The sequence below is a fragment of the Ferrovum myxofaciens genome (assembly GCF_013181415.1).
GTDB classification, from domain to species: domain Bacteria; phylum Pseudomonadota; class Gammaproteobacteria; order Burkholderiales; family Ferrovaceae; genus Ferrovum; species Ferrovum myxofaciens.
Genome location: NZ_CP053676.1, coordinates 1,587,268 through 1,605,821 on the forward strand (window position 1 = coordinate 1,587,268; position 18,554 = coordinate 1,605,821).

At 55.0% G+C, this 18,554-nt stretch carries 17 protein-coding genes; 2 read left to right on the plus strand and 15 right to left on the minus strand.

The features are described from left to right. The 5 genes from HO274_RS07805 to HO274_RS07825 all read right to left on the minus strand — a co-directional run bounded on the left by HO274_RS07805 (position 1) and on the right by HO274_RS07825 (position 5,929). Positions 1-249 (minus strand): alpha-carboxysome shell vertex protein CsoS4, encoded by a 249-nt coding sequence (locus HO274_RS07805; RefSeq protein ID WP_031596519.1) that lies wholly within the window; start codon positions 247-249, stop codon positions 1-3. An 18-nt stretch (positions 250-267) separates the two neighbouring features. After that, positions 268-1,845 carry a carboxysome shell carbonic anhydrase gene (locus tag HO274_RS07810; protein ID WP_273118453.1) on the minus strand — a complete coding sequence of 526 codons (1,578 nt, stop codon included), beginning with the start codon at positions 1,843-1,845 and terminating at the stop codon, positions 268-270. A 5-nt stretch (positions 1,846-1,850) separates the two neighbouring features. Then, a complete protein-coding gene (locus tag HO274_RS07815) occupies positions 1,851-4,016 on the minus strand; it encodes an alpha-carboxysome scaffolding protein CsoS2 (RefSeq protein WP_273118455.1) in 2,166 nt (721 codons plus the stop codon). 63 nt (positions 4,017-4,079) lie between these two features. Beyond that, on the minus strand, positions 4,080-4,412 hold the full coding sequence (locus HO274_RS07820) for a ribulose bisphosphate carboxylase small subunit (RefSeq protein ID WP_031596524.1): 333 nt from the start codon (positions 4,410-4,412) through the stop codon (positions 4,080-4,082). A 95-nt stretch (positions 4,413-4,507) separates the two neighbouring features. Continuing rightward, positions 4,508-5,929: a form I ribulose bisphosphate carboxylase large subunit gene (locus HO274_RS07825; RefSeq protein WP_273118461.1), complete on the minus strand. Its 1,422-nt coding sequence runs from the start codon at positions 5,927-5,929 to the stop codon at positions 4,508-4,510. Positions 5,930-6,215: 286 nt separating this feature from the next. Here HO274_RS07825 and HO274_RS07830 point away from each other — a divergent pair, with 286 nt between their 5' ends. Then, complete coding sequence (locus HO274_RS07830) at positions 6,216-8,975, plus strand: EAL domain-containing protein (RefSeq protein ID WP_273118464.1); 2,760 nt, start codon at positions 6,216-6,218, stop codon at positions 8,973-8,975. Here the strand turns inward: HO274_RS07830 and rapZ are convergent. From rapZ to HO274_RS07880, 10 genes are read right to left on the minus strand one after another with little or no spacing between them, the layout of a single operon-like run. Next, entirely contained in the window at positions 8,972-9,880 is a 909-nt protein-coding gene (gene rapZ / locus HO274_RS07835; RefSeq protein WP_051862107.1) for an RNase adapter RapZ, read from the minus strand. The two genes, HO274_RS07830 and rapZ, sit on opposite strands and share 4 nt — an antisense overlap. Continuing rightward, a complete protein-coding gene (gene hprK, locus HO274_RS07840) occupies positions 9,870-10,835 on the minus strand; it encodes an HPr(Ser) kinase/phosphatase (protein WP_273118469.1) in 966 nt (321 codons plus the stop codon). Before hprK ends, rapZ begins: the two co-directional genes overlap by 11 nt. Further along, positions 10,822-11,295, minus strand: coding sequence for a PTS sugar transporter subunit IIA (locus HO274_RS07845; protein ID WP_031596534.1), 474 nt, complete (start codon positions 11,293-11,295; stop codon positions 10,822-10,824). The genes hprK and HO274_RS07845 overlap by 14 nt, the downstream gene beginning before the upstream one ends. 6 nt (positions 11,296-11,301) lie before the next feature. After that, positions 11,302-11,628 (minus strand): ribosome hibernation-promoting factor, HPF/YfiA family, encoded by a 327-nt coding sequence (gene hpf, locus HO274_RS07850; protein ID WP_031596536.1) that lies wholly within the window; start codon positions 11,626-11,628, stop codon positions 11,302-11,304. A 27-nt stretch (positions 11,629-11,655) separates the two neighbouring features. Further along, positions 11,656-13,071, minus strand: a complete 1,416-nt coding sequence (locus HO274_RS07855) for an RNA polymerase factor sigma-54 (protein WP_273118475.1) — start codon at positions 13,069-13,071, stop codon at positions 11,656-11,658. A gap of 3 nt (positions 13,072-13,074) precedes the next feature. After that, on the minus strand, positions 13,075-13,797 hold the full coding sequence (gene lptB, locus HO274_RS07860) for an LPS export ABC transporter ATP-binding protein (RefSeq protein ID WP_273118477.1): 723 nt from the start codon (positions 13,795-13,797) through the stop codon (positions 13,075-13,077). After that, a complete protein-coding gene (lptA, locus tag HO274_RS07865) occupies positions 13,794-14,426 on the minus strand; it encodes a lipopolysaccharide transport periplasmic protein LptA (protein WP_273118480.1) in 633 nt (210 codons plus the stop codon). The genes lptB and lptA overlap by 4 nt, the downstream gene beginning before the upstream one ends. Next, complete coding sequence (gene lptC / locus HO274_RS07870; protein ID WP_031596542.1) at positions 14,386-14,973, minus strand: LPS export ABC transporter periplasmic protein LptC; 588 nt, start codon at positions 14,971-14,973, stop codon at positions 14,386-14,388. Before lptC ends, lptA begins: the two co-directional genes overlap by 41 nt. Then, entirely contained in the window at positions 14,961-15,497 is a 537-nt protein-coding gene (locus HO274_RS07875; RefSeq protein WP_062187308.1) for a KdsC family phosphatase, read from the minus strand. The genes lptC and HO274_RS07875 overlap by 13 nt, the downstream gene beginning before the upstream one ends. 9 nt (positions 15,498-15,506) lie before the next feature. Beyond that, positions 15,507-16,508 (minus strand): KpsF/GutQ family sugar-phosphate isomerase, encoded by a 1,002-nt coding sequence (locus HO274_RS07880; protein ID WP_031596547.1) that lies wholly within the window; start codon positions 16,506-16,508, stop codon positions 15,507-15,509. A gap of 70 nt (positions 16,509-16,578) precedes the next feature. Here HO274_RS07880 and HO274_RS07885 point away from each other — a divergent pair, with 70 nt between their 5' ends. Continuing rightward, positions 16,579-18,552 carry a monovalent cation:proton antiporter family protein gene (locus tag HO274_RS07885; RefSeq protein WP_031596549.1) on the plus strand — a complete coding sequence of 658 codons (1,974 nt, stop codon included), beginning with the start codon at positions 16,579-16,581 and terminating at the stop codon, positions 18,550-18,552. The last annotated feature ends 2 nt before the right edge of the window (positions 18,553-18,554 follow it).

Genomic DNA, 18,554 nt, shown 5'->3' on the forward strand with positions numbered 1-18,554 from the left:
TCAATCTTCCGCCCAATGGTCGATGATGCCGACGATGGTAAGGTCGCTGGGAAAATCCTTGCTCCCCGCAGCTTCACGTGCGGCGGAAGAACCCACGCAAATCACCCAGTCTCCGGGGATACAACCCACTGCGTCCACTGCTATGCTGCGTGACCCGCCTTTTTCTTTCACCACCAGCAGCGGGCGATGCCCCATCTCCTTGATCCGGTTAGTCGAAACCAGAGTCTTTTCCACCTGACAAATTTTCATTATGTTCTCCGCAAAACCTTAAGCGCCGTTCGCTTCTATCGACTCGATCGGGCTGCCGGGCCGTTTGTCCTGTACCGTCATGCCGCATGCCAGCAGGCCTTGCCTGGCCAATTCGCCGTAGCGCAATTCGAGCGCCGCTTGGACCCGCTGGCACCGCTCTACCGTGCGCTCGCGGCAACCCGGTACGCGACTGTCGTAGCGAAAGTGAATCGCCAGCGGGATCGGCAAGCCATGACTGACGTTGAGCTTCTTGAAAATATTGATCCCCACATCCATATCGGGCGCGCCTTCTTCCACGGTGTGCAAATGGGCGAAGTAAGCCAAGTTGCGCAACTGAAATTCTTCAAAGCCGTCACCCACGCTGATAAAGCGCTCGTTATGTCCGATATCCGGGTAACGTCCGCCCCAGTTGCCGCATACATACTCGATCTGCGACAAGTTATTGATCAACAGTGTCGCAATCAAGCGCCGCATGCCTTCATGCGGCTCGCCGTTACCGCGACCCCAGCCACCACCTTGGGCGCTGGCCGCCTGAATCGCCTGATAGACCTTGAGCCGGGCAGTATTCCCGTCGTCATTGACGGTCTGTTCATACAGTGCAAGATTATCCACCGCGCGATACAAACTCATTTCTCCATCTGCATCAGGCACATGCACTTTGATCGCATCAGTGGCGGTATCCACACCGATCAGCAAGGTATCCACCGAAGCACCACAGCAAAAACTGTTCTCGATCGCTTGGCGGAACTCGCGCAACCGCTCCAGTCCTTTCTCCGCTGCCCGAACCTCATTGCTGCCGTGGGCAGCACAGCCTTCGTGTGCAGGATCGGAACTGCTGGTGTGGTACACCACCATTTTCAGGTAACGCGTCCCTGCATCGGGAGTCACCGGGCGACCCTCGCGAAAACGCATCAACTCGGTTTCTATCCAGCGTTTCACATTGGCTTCCACGTCGAACATCGCCCCGGCATAGGACTTGCTGCTGCGCACTGCTCCAGTGGGCAAGCGCAGGATGTAGCGCACCAAGCCCTTCAAACGCCCGTCCGAGCAAGGCGAGATATCCACCGCGTGGTAGCCGCAATCCAACATGAATGACACCGCTTCATCTACGTCCACCGCCTCCGGCGGATTGCTCGTGCGGGCCTGCTCAGCCAGCAAGCGCAATGTGCGCATCACAGTTTCGCCATACAAGGCGCGCATATCCAGACCGGTTACCCACGCATCCGCAAGGATGCGCGACGGCAAGTCAAAGCCAAGTTCCTGGTTCGCGATGGCTTGCGCCTGCGCAACAAACTCCGCTGCATGCTGCAAACCGGCAATGCGCTTCAAGACCGGGATAATATTGGCAAAGCGCTCCTTGATGGTTTTCTCATACGCCAGTAAGCGCCGATTCTCCATTTGGTTCGTCAACGGGTGGCTGCACAAACGTCCGCCCTGCATAGCACACCCCGGATTGGACTCCAGTGCCAAGGAAGCCGCAAGCGTCTCCGGCTGCCGCCCCTGGAGAGCGCCGTTAGGCGTCCCCAACCCGTAGGGCGGGCGGCTTGCTGCAAACTGCGGGCTGGTATGACGCCCAGGGCGGTTGCGAGTATTCATTTGGGTTAGCCTCGGGCGCCGCCAGAATAGGTGATGGTGGACCCGGTAGCGGCGTTACCGCTACTGCCGGTAACTTTGCTGGGCGGCACTTGCAAATGCTCGCGATCCTTTATCGCAGGAACTTGCATCGCCATGCTGCGCTGATTGCCGCGCAGGGTTGGGTTGCGTCGCGTGGCAGAGGTCCCTTCGGTGCCAGTAATACTTTCATTACGCCGCCAACCTGCGCCAGTGATGGCGAAGCCTCCTTCGCGCCCATCTCCAGTGAGGCGGCTGCGCTGAGCTTCAGGCACCTGTGGTTGCTCCATCGCAATCAGTGCAACGCCGTATGCATCATCCCGATAGCGAAACTCTGGTGTGCCAGAAACCAGTCCGGCGGCCAAATTCACTGGCCCGGTGATACGGCCTTGTGCGCCGGAGATGTTGCCGGTAATGCGACTCAGCCTGCTGTCCTGAGCTTTGCGTGCCGGGGTGACGATGCTGAAACTGCTTTGCTCCGTAACCGCCTGCGGCGCGGACTCTGCCTCATACGAAACATTTGCAGGTCCAAACGTTAGCGGATGCGGGTTGCTATTGATACCTCGCTGCGACACTCGCTGATATGGGCCGGAATAAGGCGTGCCGCTCAAAACCTGACTTTCTCCACGTTCCGCGCCTGTCATCCTGCCTCCCGATTCTACGAGTGTTCCGCTCAGCGCTATGCCCGCCCGGGCGCCGCGGCTTGCCATCAGAGCGCGCGATGCGGCTTGGCGATCCGCGTCGCAAAACGCCGTATACTGATCCGGGCCCATGTATTCGGTACCTGAAATCGGCTGACAACCACCATATTCATCGCCAGTAACTTTTGGGTTGTGTTCCATCATCGTTCCGGAAATCGGCTGGTCGCGCCAAGTACGCGATAGCGCAACTTTTTCCGGCGTCAACACCGGTTCACGGTTACATGCCTGATATTGCTGCAGCCCGACGTACTCGGTCCCGGTCACGCTGCTGCATGCGCCGTACTCGCTGCCGGTGACCGACGCGCTCACTGCCACATCGGTACCGGTCACCGGGCGCTCGCGTACCGTGCTCATCACACTCACCTTGTGCGGCACGCCGCTGCCTTGACACATGCTGACAGACAGATCCTGAGCATACTGACTGCCGGTGAGTTTGCTGTTGCAGGCACCGGATTCGTCTCCCGTCACCTTTACGCTACGCCCGACTTCGGTTCCGCTCACGTTCAAACCTGCCCTGGTAATGGCTACCCCCACTTTGGCTGGCGCACTTACCGGCTTGGTGGCACAGAAAGATTCGAATTGCTCCGCGCCCAGATATTCGGTACCGGTCACTGCCTTGCAGGCACCATGTTCATCTCCGGTTACCCTAGCACTGCGACCAAGTTCCACACCGCTCACACGCTGATTCCGGCTGGTGTTGCTGACGCTGACCTTGGCAGGTGGGGCTGGTGGAACGGATGCACATAACTTTCCATACTGTTCGGCACCAATGTATTCGGTACCGGTAATTCCTCGGCAACTGCCCGATTCAACCCCGGTCACCTTGCTGCTACGCTCGACCTGGGTGCCGGTGACCAAGTTGCCGCTCAAGGTAGTGCCGATCTCGACCTTGACCGGAACCGCCGGAGAACGCACTCTTCCGGAAGGACGACACGCCGGATCATTGCCTCGACCGTTAACACACATTTCCTCACGGCGCGCCCGTGCAGCGGTACGCCCGCTCAATCCGACAGCCCCCACAGTCTTGTTGCTGCTCACATGACGCGTCGCGGCAGCATTCATTCCCGCAGATTTCATAGCCGCCTTCCCTTGGCTGGAGAGTGCTCGCCGCCGCTCCTGGCACAATTGACGCACTCTGGAAGAAGTCAGTCCCAAGGTGGTTGGCGGCTCTGCTTCTACCAGGGCGCAAACTGCGTCCAGCGTTTTCTGCTCAACGGCATGCATACAACCGCAGTCGCTTGAGGCATGGCTATCGTTCTTCAATGGCTCTGGTTGAGGCGCAGCCGATTCCACGCTTTGCACGCGTACCGGCGCGATGGTAGGCACTGCCTTGCGTACCTGCCCCAAACTTGCCTTGCCGCTCTGCGACATCGCCTGACGACGAGCACGCGAGAGCATGCGTCCACTCGCGCCGTTGGGCGCAAAACCCTTATTTTCAGTCTTGGAATCGCTCATGCTTTTATCCTTCCAGTTTCAATAGGCCCTTGGGGGGCCTGTGCCGGATCGCCCAACCCCCGATTACCGTCCGCGGAACACCACAAAGGAACTGCCCTGGCTCTGCGAGTAGTTGTCATATCCAATCAGGCGCACGTGGTGGTTGGGGTGAGCGCGATGGCAAGCCTCCAATTCGGAGATGATGGTATCCACCGATTGCTCCCCGAACATGGGCAGTTTCCACATGTACCAGTAGTAGTTGAATGCGCGCGTCGGTTCCACGTGCTCAATGCCGGGGTTCCAGCCCTGACTCACGATGTAGGCAATCTGACGGCGCATTTTTTCCGGCGACATCGCCGGCAAATACGAGAAAGTTTCGTACTTGGGGGTTGAGTTGTAATCTTGAATGTCAGCCATTTTCTTTTCTTTCCTTTCCTTTAACGCTTGGCGGGCCGTCCGGCCACGCGCTGCGAGAGTTTTCGGTTATGCTCCATGGAGTTCCGACCCCAAGGTTAACGATTCACCACGTCCAGTTTGTCCACGGTGTCGAATTCGAACTTGATCTCTTTCCAGGTTTCCATGGCGATCTTGAGTTCCGGGCTGTCCTTGGCGGCGTTAGTGAGAATTTCCTTGCCTTCACGCTCCAATTCGCGCCCTTCGTTACGCGCCTCGACACACGCTTCCAGCGCAACGCGGTTGGCAGCAGCACCGGCGGCATTGCCCCACGGATGGCCCAGGGTACCGCCGCCAAACTGTAACACTGAGTCGTCGCCAAAGATGTTGACCAGCGCGGGCATATGCCAGACGTGAATACCGCCGGAAGCGACGGGGAATACACCCGGCATGGAGCCCCAATCCTGGTCGAACATGATGCCGCGCGAGCGGTCTTCGGGAATGTAGGATTCCCGCATCAAGTCCACCCAGCCCAAGGTTGCGCCGCGGTCGCCTTCCAACTTGCCTACCACGGTGCCGGAGTGCAGATGGTCGCCGCCGGACAGGCGCAGCGCCTTGGCCAGCACGCGGAAATGGATACCGTGGTGCGGATTGCGGTCGAGCACAGCGTGCATGGCACGGTGAATGTGCAGCAGCATGCCGTTCTTGCGGCACCAGCGCGCCAAGCCAGTATTGGCGGTAAAGCCGCCGGTCAGAAAGTCATGCATGATAATAGGTGAGCCAATCTCCTTGGCAAACTCGGCACGCTCATACATTTCCTCGGGAGACGGGGCAGTCACGTTCAGGTAGTGGCCCTTGCGTTCGCCGGTTTCAGCCTGGGCATTTTCGATGGCATCCTGAACAAACAGGAAGCGGTCGCGCCAACGCATGAAGGGCTGAGAATTGACGTTCTCATCATCTTTTGTAAAGTCCAGGCCGCCACGCAAGCATTCGTACACGGCGCGACCATAGTTCTTGGCCGACAGACCCAATTTGGGCTTGATGGTGCAGCCCAATAACGGGCGACCGTACTTGTTCATTTTGTCGCGTTCGACCTGAATACCATGGGGCGGTCCATTACAGGTCTTGACATAAGCGAGAGGGAAGCGCACATCTTCCAGGCGCAGAGCGCGAATAGCCTTGAAGCCGAATACGTTACCAACCAGGGAGGTGAACACGTTCACCACGGAACCTTCTTCGAACAGATCGATGGGGTAGGCCACGAAGGCATAGAAACTGGTATCGTCGCCGGGTACATCCTCGATGCGGTAGGCACGCCCCTTGTAATAGTCCATGTCCGTCAGCAAATCGGTCCACACCGTGGTCCAGGTACCGGTGGAAGATTCGGCTGCAACGGCTGCCGCGGCTTCCTCGCGATCCACGCCAGGTTGCGGGGTAATCTTGAAACAGGCCAGAATGTCCGAGTCTAGCGGCACATATTCAGGCGCCCAATAGGTCTGCCGATATTCTTTTACACCGGCCTCATATTTTTTAACGGCCATACTTGCTCTCCTCGTAGGATAGTTGACAAACGCGATTGGAACCGTTACACATGAGTTCCGCTGGTTGAGTTGTATTGTGGAAGATTTGATAAATTAATTAAAGTTAATTATATTTACTATTATCTTTTACATTAATTTAATATTTAATAGGGAAGAAAACGTTTTTTGGCGAACGCCGTCCTGACCTGTTGAAAGTCATTTGGAACTTTACCGAACCTTGGCAACGCTGTTCACAAAAGAAACAGAGTGTGTAGAATAATCCCATGAGATCCTTCCTCCAAACCCCATGAAAGAAGCCATCCAGCGCGCACGGGACGTTCGCATCATGGTTGGCTTGATCCTTACCGCCTGGATTCTGTCCTTCATGATGCTGATCAATTGGATGAATGAGAGTCGGTCACAGAATCAGGAAGAAATCAAAACCCGCGTCTCCCGTCTACTTGCCCTCGAAGAACTCACAGAGGAAGGTCAGGTCAGTTTTCAACGTGAAATCCACGAGTGGAAAAATATTCTTCTGCGTCAATATGACCCAACCTTGCGCCAGAAATGCTTGACGGACTTTACCCAGGCCCAGCAAACCACGCAAGAATTGCTGGATGCCGCCCAGATCCTGGCACAGGAAGAACAGATACCCGAAGTTGCTGAATTTTTGCAAATTTCCATTTCTCACCGTGCCCTTTACCTCTCCTACCGGACCGCCCTGTCCCATCTCAACGCCCATGATCCCCTTTCTTTTCGCTCGGTGGATAAACAGGTGCGCGGCCTGGATCGCCCCTTGGCAAATTCTCTACAGAAGTTGGCGGGACAAATTTCGGAATATGCCAGTCACCAGGTGGATGAACTGGATCGCTCGGGAAATGGCGAAAATCATTGGTGGCATCTCTGGGGAAAGTATTTTGTCAGTCTCGAACTCCTGATCATCCTGGCCTTCATGCGTCTCATCCAGTTGGCACAAAGCACCGAACTCAAGGGACGACGAGCCGCTGTCATCGTGGATTCCATCGATGATGCCATCATCGTGACCGACTCCGAATGCCGTATCCGTTTTGTCAACCGTGCGGCAGAAGTGCTACTGGAATGTTCCCAGGAAAAACTCAAGAAGATTTCTTTTCAAAAACAGGTCCAAATGACCGACGAACACCTCGCGCCTGTGCCTGATTTGCTGCTCCAAGTCATTCAGAATCGTCAGCGCGCCTCATCCGGTGCAGTACATCTGTTGCATACCCCTGCGGGAGCAGTCATTCCGGTGGAGAGCCGGGCAGCGCCCATCCTCACGGAAAACAACCAGTTGGACGGGGTCGTCACCCTCCTTCACGACATGACGATGCACCAGAAACTGACGCGACAAATCCAGACCCAATCTTTTCGTTTTCAATTGGTCTTTGAACAAACCGGCATCGGAATTGCCTTCTGTGAACCCCACAGTACCAAGATCCTTGAAGCCAATCAGCGCATGGCTCACATTCTGGGGGCTCAGACCCCTGAACTCATCCTCGGACGACGCTTCACCGAATTCTATGCCGACGTACTCCATGCCAATACTCCGAGTGGCCACAATGCCATTTTGAAGGGGTTGGAGCACATGATTCTGGAAGCTCGGGGATCCGATGTTCAGTTGCGGGATCTTACCGGCCAACAACTGCGTTGGTACCACCAAACGGTGGCTTTTCTGCATGATTCTGAACATCATGTTCCCAGTCAGTTGGTTTTCGTATTCTGGGATATCGACGATCGCGTCCAACTTCAAACCCGTCTGGAGATTCAGGGCTCCCGCGATCAACTTACCGGCCTGGGCAATCGTTTCCTGTTTCAGTGCGCGATTGAAAACGCCCTGACCCGGAGAATGCCGTCGGAACAGATAAATTCGTTTTGTATCCTGCTGATCGATCTGGACAATTTCAAAACCATCAATGATGTACGGGGTCACTCCGTTGGGGACAGTCTGCTCAAGGAAGTGGCCCTGCGTCTGACTCAAACGGTCAGGGACTACGATACGGTGGCCCGGCTGGGCGGAGATGAATTTGTGATTCTTCTGCACCATAGTCAGGAAAATTCGGCCACTGCGGTAGCAGACAAGATTTGCCATGCCATTGCCCAGGAATTCCTGCTGGAGGGGCTTCGTCTCCATACCTCTTGCAGTATCGGCATCAGCACTTTTCCTGACCATGGCCTGGAATATGATGTACTGCTACGACGTGCGGACATGGCCATGTATCAGGCTAAATCTCTGGGGAAAAACCATTTTTCCCTGTTTTCTGATGTATTGGAACGGGAAGGCATGGAATACTGGCAGTTGGAAACGGAGTTGCGCGAAGCCTTGGAACGCAAGGAATTCGAATTATACTTCCAGCCAAAAATAAATCTCGCAACCGGCGCCGTCTGTGGTGCTGAAGCGCTGATCCGCTGGAATCACCCGGTCCGCGGGCTCTTGGCCCCCGATATGTTCATCACCTACGCCGAACGCTCCGATCTCATCATCGGGATCGGGAACTGGGTCATTCATGAGGTCTGCCGACTTCTCCACCAATGGGATCTCATGGGTGTCCCGCCGATCGAAATCAGTTTCAATGCTTCCCCTCGTCAATTGCTGGAGTCCGACTCATTGATCGCTCAGATCGAAGAAAGTTTGGCCAGTTTCTCCATCCTCCCCCAACGACTTACCATGGAAATCACGGAAACCGCACTGATGCAGGAAAAAACCTGGAAAACCGCCCATGAAGTCGTCAAATGCGGCATATCGATTTCTCTGGACGATTTTGGCACAGGATACTCGAGTTTGTCTCTTCTCCAGAAATTGCCTTTTTCCTCATTGAAAATCGATCGCTCCTTTGTTCGGGATTTTATTGACAATCTCACGGATGGAACCCTGGTTCGTGCCATTATCGGTCTGACTCGAGATCTGGGTATGGAAGTGGTTGCAGAGGGCGTCGAAACCCAAATTCAGGCCACCACCCTGGCCCGGTATGGTTGCCAGATTGGCCAAGGGTACTTCTTCTCTCGCCCCATTCAGACAACCCAGTTTTTGGAATATCTGAAAACCGCTTAGAGTGGATTGCTTACCGCCTTTCGCTTGTCCCCTCCCTCCCGATCCAGTTCCCGGTGAATGACCCGGGTACACTGATACTGAGAGAAATAGCGGGTCAACTTCTCGGCAAAATAGACCGAGCGGTGCTGTCCTCCTGTACAACCCAGGGAAACCGTCAGGGCCGCGCGATTGTCTTTGATGAAATCAGGCATCCAGGAAGTCACGAAAGTTTGTAAATCCGTGAACATGCGTTGCGCAATGGGCAGATTTTCAAGGAACTTGATCACCGCAGGATCCTGTCCCGTCAATGGACGGAGGTGGGGATCATAAAACGGATTGGGAATACAACGCAGATCAAAAACGAAATCAGCATCGAGCGGAATGCCGAACTTGAACCCGAAGGACTGAAAAAAAAGGGTGAGACGGGCTGGGTCCAGATCAACGAAATCACGCACCCAGGCCCGCAGGGTATTGGGTGTGATATGCGTCGTATCGAAACGACGAGCCAGATCTGCCACCCCCGACAGCAGGTTCCGTTCAAGGGCAATGCATTCTGCAAGGGAATGCTGATGGAGGGCCAGGGGATGGGGACGACGGGTTTCCGAAAAACGTCGGATCAGGTCCTGGTCGCTGGCCTCCAGATAGAGCAACCGAACATCCAACCCATTGTCACGCAAGGTGTGAAGCGCCTCAGGCAGGTTATTCAGGGCATTCCCACCACGCACGTCGAGGGTCAGGGCAATCTGACGCTCTCCCCGCGCCACCAGTTCCTGTAATACGAAAACCAGAAAGGAGAGAGGGAAATTATCCATGGCAAAGTAACCGGCGTCTTCCAAAGCACGCAGAGCCACTGATTTTCCTGACCCTGACAATCCGCTGATCAATACCACTTTGGACGTAACCACCCCCGGTTCACTAAAATTCATGGGAATCCCCCTGAGCGCAGGATTCCCGCATGAATTGTTGCTGGCGATCGATAAACTCCTGGGTACTGTTGATCCCCCGCTGTTCCAGAATGAAATTGCGCGTGGCGGCTTCCACCAATACCGCCAGATTTCTCCCCACCGCCACGGGCAAAACCACCCGGGGAATGGCCACCCCCAGTATGGATTGGGTCTGACGTCCCATGGGAAGTCGTTCACAGGTATTCAGATCACCACTGGAGGGACGCTCGAGATGCACGATCAATTTCAAATTTTTACGGGGTCGAACCGCCGTTTCCCCAAATATGGAACGGATATTCAATAATCCCAGTCCACGAACTTCAAGAAAATCTCTCAACAGAGGAGGGCAGCGCCCCTGAAGGGTGTCTGGAGTAATACGGTAGAACTCCACCACATCATCGGCCACCAGTCCGTTTCCACGGGTAATCAACTCAAGGGCCAATTCGCTTTTTCCTACCCCCGAATCCCCGGTAATCAACACCCCAACTTCAAGAATCACCATGAAAACGCCGTGGAGGCTTTCCTGTTCCGCCAACTCCTGACTGAGGTAATGCCGTATCTGATTGATGACCGAAGTACTGTCCACACTCGCCCCCATGACGGGGATACTTCGTTGTTCTGCTCTTTCAGCCAGGGCAGGCAACAGCACACACCCTTCGCTGAGAAAAATAGCCACCAATTCGGAAGAAAAGATGCCCTCCCAGGCCGTCGCCAGCGCTCCCTCGTCCAGACTCTGCAAATAAGCCATTTCATGGGCACCCAGGACTTGAAAACGATGGGGATGTGTCAAATTGAGATGGGCGATCAGCCCTGCGGTGGAATCACTCAGAGCACCGACGGTAACCACCCGGAGAGACCCTTGCTGCCCCGCCAACCAGCACAGGTCGAGTCTTTCCCGATTGTCCGTAAAGAGGCGTTGAACGCTAACCGAAGGCATGGGGTTGAGAAAGCGCCTGAATCACAGCCAAGGGGTCTGTGACTGACAATAAGTGTTGGCGCAGGGATTCATCGCTGAAGAGTTCGGAAATTTCTCCCAGGAGACGTAAATGCACCTCGTTGGCATGTTCTGGAACCAGCAACACAAAGGCCATGCGCACGGGTTGACCATCCGGTGCCTCAAAAGGAATTTCCGTTGACAGGCGCAGAAACGCTGCGAAAGTGTCTCGTACCCCTTTCATGCGTCCATGGGGCAGAGCAAATCCATGCCCCAACCCCGTGGAGCCCAATTTTTCACGATTGAACAAAGCGTCGAAGACCTGACTGCGCGATAACTGGTCATGATTTTCGAAAAGTATCCCAATTTGCTCAAACAACCGTTTTTTGCTGGTCACTTCCAGATCGAGCACGATGTGGTCGGGTTTGAGCAACTGGTAGAGTCGAGGAACGACGCTTCCCACAGCAGATCACACCCCATTGGCCAGGTGTTTCAGCGGCTGACCGTGCCGCTGATCGCTTTGACGCTCCTTGTGCTTAATGATTTGGCGATCGAGCAAATGGGCAAGGTCATCAATGGCTTCGTACATGTCTTCCTGTGAAGTATGGACAAAAAAGTCTTTTCCATTGACATGGACATTGGCTTCTGCATTGTGCTTGAGTTTCTCCACTGTCAACACCACGTTGATGTCCAGTGGATGTTCGAAATGGCGTTTGATCCGCCCAATTTTCTCCTCCACATGATCGCGTATCGCAGGGGTGACTTCGATGTGTTGCCCAGTGATAGTGACTTTCATCTTGTTGTTCTCCTTGAAATATACAACTCACAACGACTTGCGCAAACTGGCGGCAGGAAGATGCATGGCCTCACGATACTTGGCCACGGTCCGCCTTGCCACCTGGAACCCCCGCTCGCCCAGCAAATTCGCAATACGCTGGTCGGACAGAGGACTTTTAATATCTTCCTGATTGATCAATTGACGGATCAGGGCACGAACAGCGGTGGAGGAAGCCGCTTCGCCACTGTCCGTCCCCACATGGCTGCTGAAGAAGTATTTTAATTCGAATAAACCGCGCGGAGTCAACAGATACTTCTGGACAGTCACGCGCGAAATAGTGGATTCATGGAGTCCCAACACCTCAGCAATTTCGCGCAAAACCAGAGGTTTCATCCCGACCTCACCCCGCTCCAGAAAATCTTTTTGTCGCTCGACTACAGCACAGGCCACCCGTAAAATCGTGTCAAAACGTTGCTGGATATTCTTGATCAACCAACGTGCTTCCTGAAGTTGTTGGGACATGGAGTGACCCGGAACCCCTTTCTTGAGAATGTTGGCATAGACCTGATTGACGCGCAGACGTGGCATTACTCCCTCATTCAGCGATACACTCCAACCCCGCTCCGTCCGCCTTACAATCACATCGGGCACGACATAACGGGTTTCGGCTGTACTGAACGCCGCCCCCGGACGAGGATCGAAGTGCAACAACATCTGCTGCAATTCCCTGACCTTGCGTTCCTCGATGCCCAAAACTCTCTTCAGACGAGTGTATTCCCGTTGTGCCAGCCATTCAAGGTGATCGAGCAATTTTTTGCCCAGTCGTTTATCCTCCTCGGTCGCATGGCTGGCCAACAATTGCAGTTCCAGGCACTCGCTCAAGGTACGCGCCCCAATCCCCGCGGGATCCAGGGATTGCAGAATGCGCAGGGCCACCAGCCACTCTGACTCTTCTACCTCTCCGAGCGCATCGGATACACTGGAATTCAGATCAAGGAAGGAATGGCGCAGGTAACCGTCTTCATCCAGGTAATCGATCAGCGTGGCCACCAGTTCCTGATCCCGTTCCTCGAGGGGCATCAGACGTACCTGCCCCAGAAGATGATCGCGCAGGGACAGTGGAATTACGCGCAGATCCTGTATCCCCTCATCCTCATCTTCGCCCTGCCCCCCCAATCCGATGCCGCTTCCTTCTTCGAAATTCCAGGATTCCTGCTCGATTTCGGCAGAAGAGGAGGGTTCTGCTGTTTCAATGGAGTCGGCAGTTTCAAACGCGCCGGGCTCTGAATCAACGGCACCATCTTTCCCGTCGGCACGTTCCAGCAGAGGATTGAGCCGGAGAAATTCTTCGACTTCCTGTTCCAACTCCTGGGTAGAGAGTTGCAACAATCGAATCGATTGCTGCAACTGCGGCGTCAGGGAGAGTTGCGTCGTTTGCTTGAGTTGGAGCTGGACCTTCATGGTTCACAACCGAAAATTTTCACCGAGGTAGACCTTTCTGACGCTTTCATTGTAGACGATTTCATCGGGCTTTCCTGCTGCCAACACCCCTCCTTGGTTAATAATATAGGCCCGGTCACAAATTCCCAGAGTTTCGCGCACATTGTGGTCAGTGATCAACACTCCGATACCGCGATTCTTGAGAAAGCGGATGATCTGCTGAATATCCATCACTGCGATGGGGTCCACTCCGGCAAAGGGTTCATCCAGCAAGATGAAACGAGGTCGCGTTGCCAACGCGCGGGCAATTTCCACGCGCCGTCGCTCCCCCCCGGACAAACTCACGGCAGCACTGTCACGCAAATGACTGATATGCAGTTCCTCCAACAATTGATCCAGTTCCTGCTGGCAAGCAGATTCGCTCATTCCACGAAGTTCCAGGACAGACCGAATATTCTCTGACACCGTCATACGCCGAAAAATCGAGGCTTCCTGGGGCAGATAGGAGAGCCCCATCAAAGAACGGCGATGAATAGGATAGGCGCTGAGACGGGTCCCGTCCATATAAATTTCGCCACCATCCAGTGGCACCAACCCGACGATCATGTAGAAACAGGTTGTCTTTCCGGCACCATTGGGACCCAGCAACCCCACAACTTCCCCATTTTCCACGGTGAGAGAAACATCCTTCACCACCTGGCGTGCACGATAACGCTTGACCAAATGCTCGGCGCGTAACTGGCTCATGGGGACAAATCCGTATCCTGTTTCAGGATGAGTGAAGGGGGGGTCTTGTCTTTGATCACCGTTGCCGGAGTTGATGCCGTACCTCCCTTACCCGCAGATTTCTGCTCATTCTTTTTTGGTTGCAACACTACATGCACACGCCCGGGGGGTTTCCCTTTTTCTTCATCGGACACCCCATTGGCGCGTAGAAATTCCGTTTTGGTGTCATAGGACAGGTAATCTCCCTTGATTTCATCCTTGCCCTGATGCACCACGGCATGGTCAAAGAGTTCGATCCGTTCGATCTTGCCGTTATATTCCACGTGCTGTGCCTTGCCATCCACCCATTCGTCGACGCCATCACGTTTTTGCCGAAAAGTTACCGGATTGCCGAAAGCCGACGCATATTTCATGCCCTCCGGGTCTTCACGAACCGTCATATGGTCTGCGGTAAGGTGAATTGTTCCCTGCGTCAAAACGACACTTCCTTCAAAATAACTTACTTTTTTAGCATCATCTGCAGTCATGCGATCCGCCTCGATATTGACCGGCTGGTCATGATCCGACTTTTCAGCATGAACTGCCGTCACAATCCCCACCAAACACCCGCTAAGGGTGACGAGGCGCAGAATGATAGAGAAGTTTGGCATGGGTGAAATGGGCCACTTTGGTTTTGTTGTCAACGATCATTGAATTGGCGAGCAGCCGATCCTGGCCATGAGTGACCACCACCGGTTGATCAGTCTTTTCGATACCCCGTTGAGGATAGGCAGTCAAAATACTGGTCGTCATCACCGTCCGGGGTTCTTCAGGGGTGGGTTGACGGGTAACCACCACATGTCCGGTAAACACCACTTCGTCACGGGGTTCGGAGCGCACCGCCCGCTCGGAACGAACATCCACCGGGGGGCCATTGGATTCATAGGAGGTAAACAGAACCGTCTCAAAATGAGAAGTATCATCGTCGGGGTAATGTACCATTTTAGAAGCATCCAGAGTGTAACGAATCTGCCCATTTTCTCCCAGTTGCAGGGCGGAAAAATGAAACATGATGAGATCGGGTATGTGGCGAACGGTTTTTTCCCCCCACGCCCCCCCCCCTTCCACCACTCGCCATAGCCATGTGGTGACCATAGCCAACAGCAGGACCACGACCACTGGGACCCAGGCCTCCAGATTCTGAATCAGTCTGCCCATCGTTCCAGTACTCGGGCCCACTCACCCCGTGCCTGCAAGAGCCAGGTTGCTGCAGCCCGGGCCGCTCCCATCCCCCCACCCACAGGAGCCACCCAATGAGCTGCTGCCCGAATCTCCTCCGGCGCTTCGGGGACGGTGAGCGCCAAAGCGGAGCGACATAAAACGGATAAGTCGGGCAAATCATCACCCATATAAGCCAACTGTTCCCAATGAAGCCCCAAACCGGAGAGCAGGGTATCCATCACCTGACGCTTGTCATGAACTCCCTGAAACACATGGGTAATGCCTAATTCGCGGGCGCGCAACGTCACAATGGAAGACTGGCGCCCGGTGACGAGAGCCAGCGTCAAGCCTGCCTGCTGCAACAACTTCAATCCTACCCCATCGCGCGAATGGAAGGATTTGGTTTCGCGTCCTTGTTCATCAAAGATCAAGGTTCCCGGTGTCAGAATACCGTCCACGTCAAATCCCACCAACCGTATCTGACGGGCTCGTTGCGCAAGGTCTTCGGCGGATAACTTCATGAGTTCCTGTCAAACGATTCCATGTCGCAAAAGGTCGTGCATATTGAACGCACCCACCAAACGCTTCTTTTCCACCACACACAACCCAAAAATCCGCTTGTCCTGCATCACTTGTGCTGCGTTGGCCGCGAGTTCGTCCGGGTGGGTAACCACAGGATGACGGGTCATCCACTGGCTGACCTCTTGTTCCAAAAGATTGACAGTACCAGTTTCAAGGGCACGCCGCAGATCTCCATCCGTAAAGATCCCCTCGAGATGATTGTCGTCCCCCACCACCGCCGTCATCCCCAGACCTTTATCCGACATGACCCGTAGCGCTTCCGCCACGGTTGCCTGGTGCATTACCCAAGGAATACGCTCTCCTTGATGCATGATGTCCTGAACTGCCAGCAACAGACGTTTACCCAAGGCTCCTCCGGGATGAGTCCGCGCAAAGTCATCGGCGGAAAAACCCCGTGCTTCGAGCAAGGTCAGGGCCAAAGCATCGCCCAGTGCCAGGACAGCCGTGGTACTGGCCGTCGGTGCCAAATTGAGGGGGCAGGCCTCACGCTCCACCCGAACTTCAAGGTGGACATCGGCCAAACGGGCCAAGCGGGAGCGTGCATTCCCGGTCAAAGCCAGAATGCGCGTACCGCGTCGCTTGAGCAAAGGAGTAATGGTCAGCAACTCATCGCTCTCTCCCGAATTGGACAGAGCCAGCAACACATCCTCAGCGAGGATCATGCCCAAATCCCCATGACTGGCCTCAGCCGGATGCATGAAAAAAGCGGGACTGCCTGTACTGGCCAAGGTCGAGGCAATCTTGCTGCCAATATGTCCGGACTTACCCATGCCACTGACCACAATACGACCCCGACAGTCCAGAAGCAGGTGATGAGCCGCTACGAAGTGTTCGCCCAGGCGAGTAGCCTGATACTGAATGGCCGCGGACTCGATCCCCAAGATGGTACGCGCCATGGACAACAAGGTGTCGGGGGAGAGGGGAGGAAAAGAATCGGGATGAGCGTTCATGGTTCACGGATTATACTTGAGGGCAAGAAGGGTGTGAAACTTGGCCTCTCTGTCAAAGGAATGGAAACTCGTGAGCGACACACTGGAACTGATTTTACTGCTGCTGATCCTGGCGACATTGAGCGTGGCGCTGTTTCGCCTCCTGCGCCTGCCCGCCATGCTTGGATACCTCCTCACCGGCATCCTGATTGGGCCCCATGCTGCCGGCTGGATCCCTCCCGGTGAAGAAACTCGACATCTTGCCGAATTCGGTGTCGTGTTCCTCATGTTCAGTGTGGGACTCGAGTTCAGTTTACCCCAACTGATTGCCATGCAACGCACTGTATTTGGCCTGGGCACCGCCCAGATGGGTTTGGCCTTTGGCTTGGTCTTTTTGCTGGGCTGGGCCATGAATCTGCCTCTGCAAGGCACGGTGGTGTTGGCCGGGGCACTGTCCCTGTCTTCCACCGCGATCATTTCGCGTCTGTTGGCCGAACGCTCCGAACTGAAATCCCCCCACGGACAACGCATCATGGGCATGATGCTGTTTCAGGATCTGGCGGTCGTTCCCCTTCTGGTTCTAATTCCCGCTCTTGCCAAACCCCACGATCATCTGGCACGTATGATGCTCATCGAAGCCTTCGAGGCCATGGTCATTCTGTCTCTTTTGCTGGGCTTGGGGAAAAAATGGCTGGGACTCTGGTTTCACTGGATTGCCCGACAAAAGTCCTCGGAACTGTTTCTGCTCAACGTCCTATGGGTCATTTTGCTGTTGGCCTGGATCACTCAGAAGGCCGGACTATCGCTGGCGCTGGGGGCTTTTGTATCGGGCGTGTTGCTGGCTGAAACCGATTACCGCTATCAGGTAGAAGATTACATCAAGCCCTTTCGCGATGTTTTGCTCGGTCTTTTTTTCATCACCATCGGGACACTGCTGGATTTGACTGTCGTGATTCACCACCTGCCCGCCGTATTGCTGACCCTGATCCTCCTGCTGGGACTTAAGTTGCTGACCGTGTACGGGCCCGCACGCGCGCTGGGCGAGCAGGATTCCATTGCCCTGCGTACTGCATTGGCCATGGCCCCGGCAGGTGAATTCGGGTTCGTGCTGCTGGCCCAGACCGAAGGACTTCATCTGGTCCCTGCCACACCACTTCAAATCGTTCTGGCAGCCATGCTCATCAGCATGATCCTGGCCCCTTTCATTCTGCTCATGAGTGATCGTATCGTCCTCTTTGCCTGCAAGAACGAATGGGCCTTGCGTTCCGTCGCCCTCCATGAACTGTCTCGTCGAAGTTACGGGAAACAACGGCACGTCATCGTCTGCGGATACGGCCGAAGCGGTCAAAATCTGGCCCGTTTCCTGGAGCAGGAGGGAGTTTCCGTACTCGCCCTCGACCGCGACCCGCAACGGGTCCGGCTTGCCTCGGAAGCAGGCGACGAGGTCGTGTTTGGCGATGCGGGACGGCAAGAAGTCCTGATTGCTGCCGGTATCCAGCGCGCTTCAGCGCTCATCATCAGTTTTTCTGATACGGCGTTGTCTCTCGCCATCATCGCGCTGGTCCGGGAGTTGAAGCCGGCACTTCCCGTCATTGTCCGTACCCTTGATGACAGTGATCTGGATCGCCTGAAAGAGGCGGGCGCTGCCGAGGTTGTTCCGGAAATTCTGGAAGGATCCCTCATGCTGGCCAGTCATGCACTGCTCGAATTGGGCATACCCCTGTCACGAGTTCTGAAACGGATCCGTCAAGTCCGTGCTGAACGCTACCAGTTGATGCGCGGGTTTTTTCGTGGTTTGACCGATGAATCCGGAGAAAACACCAACCCCGATCAACTTCGCTTGCAAACCTTGACCCTGCTGGAAAATAGTCTTGCCCATGGAATGCAACTGCGCGATCTGCCTCTTCAACAGTGGGGAGTGGAAATTACCGCCCTGCGCCGGCGTGGGTTGCGTGGTTTTCAACCCGAAGGAGAAACTCGCCTCGAAAGCGGGGATATCTTGATTTTGCTCGGCCGTCCAGAAGCCCTGGCCCAGGCCGAAGCATGGCTCATTCAAGGGAAGTGAGT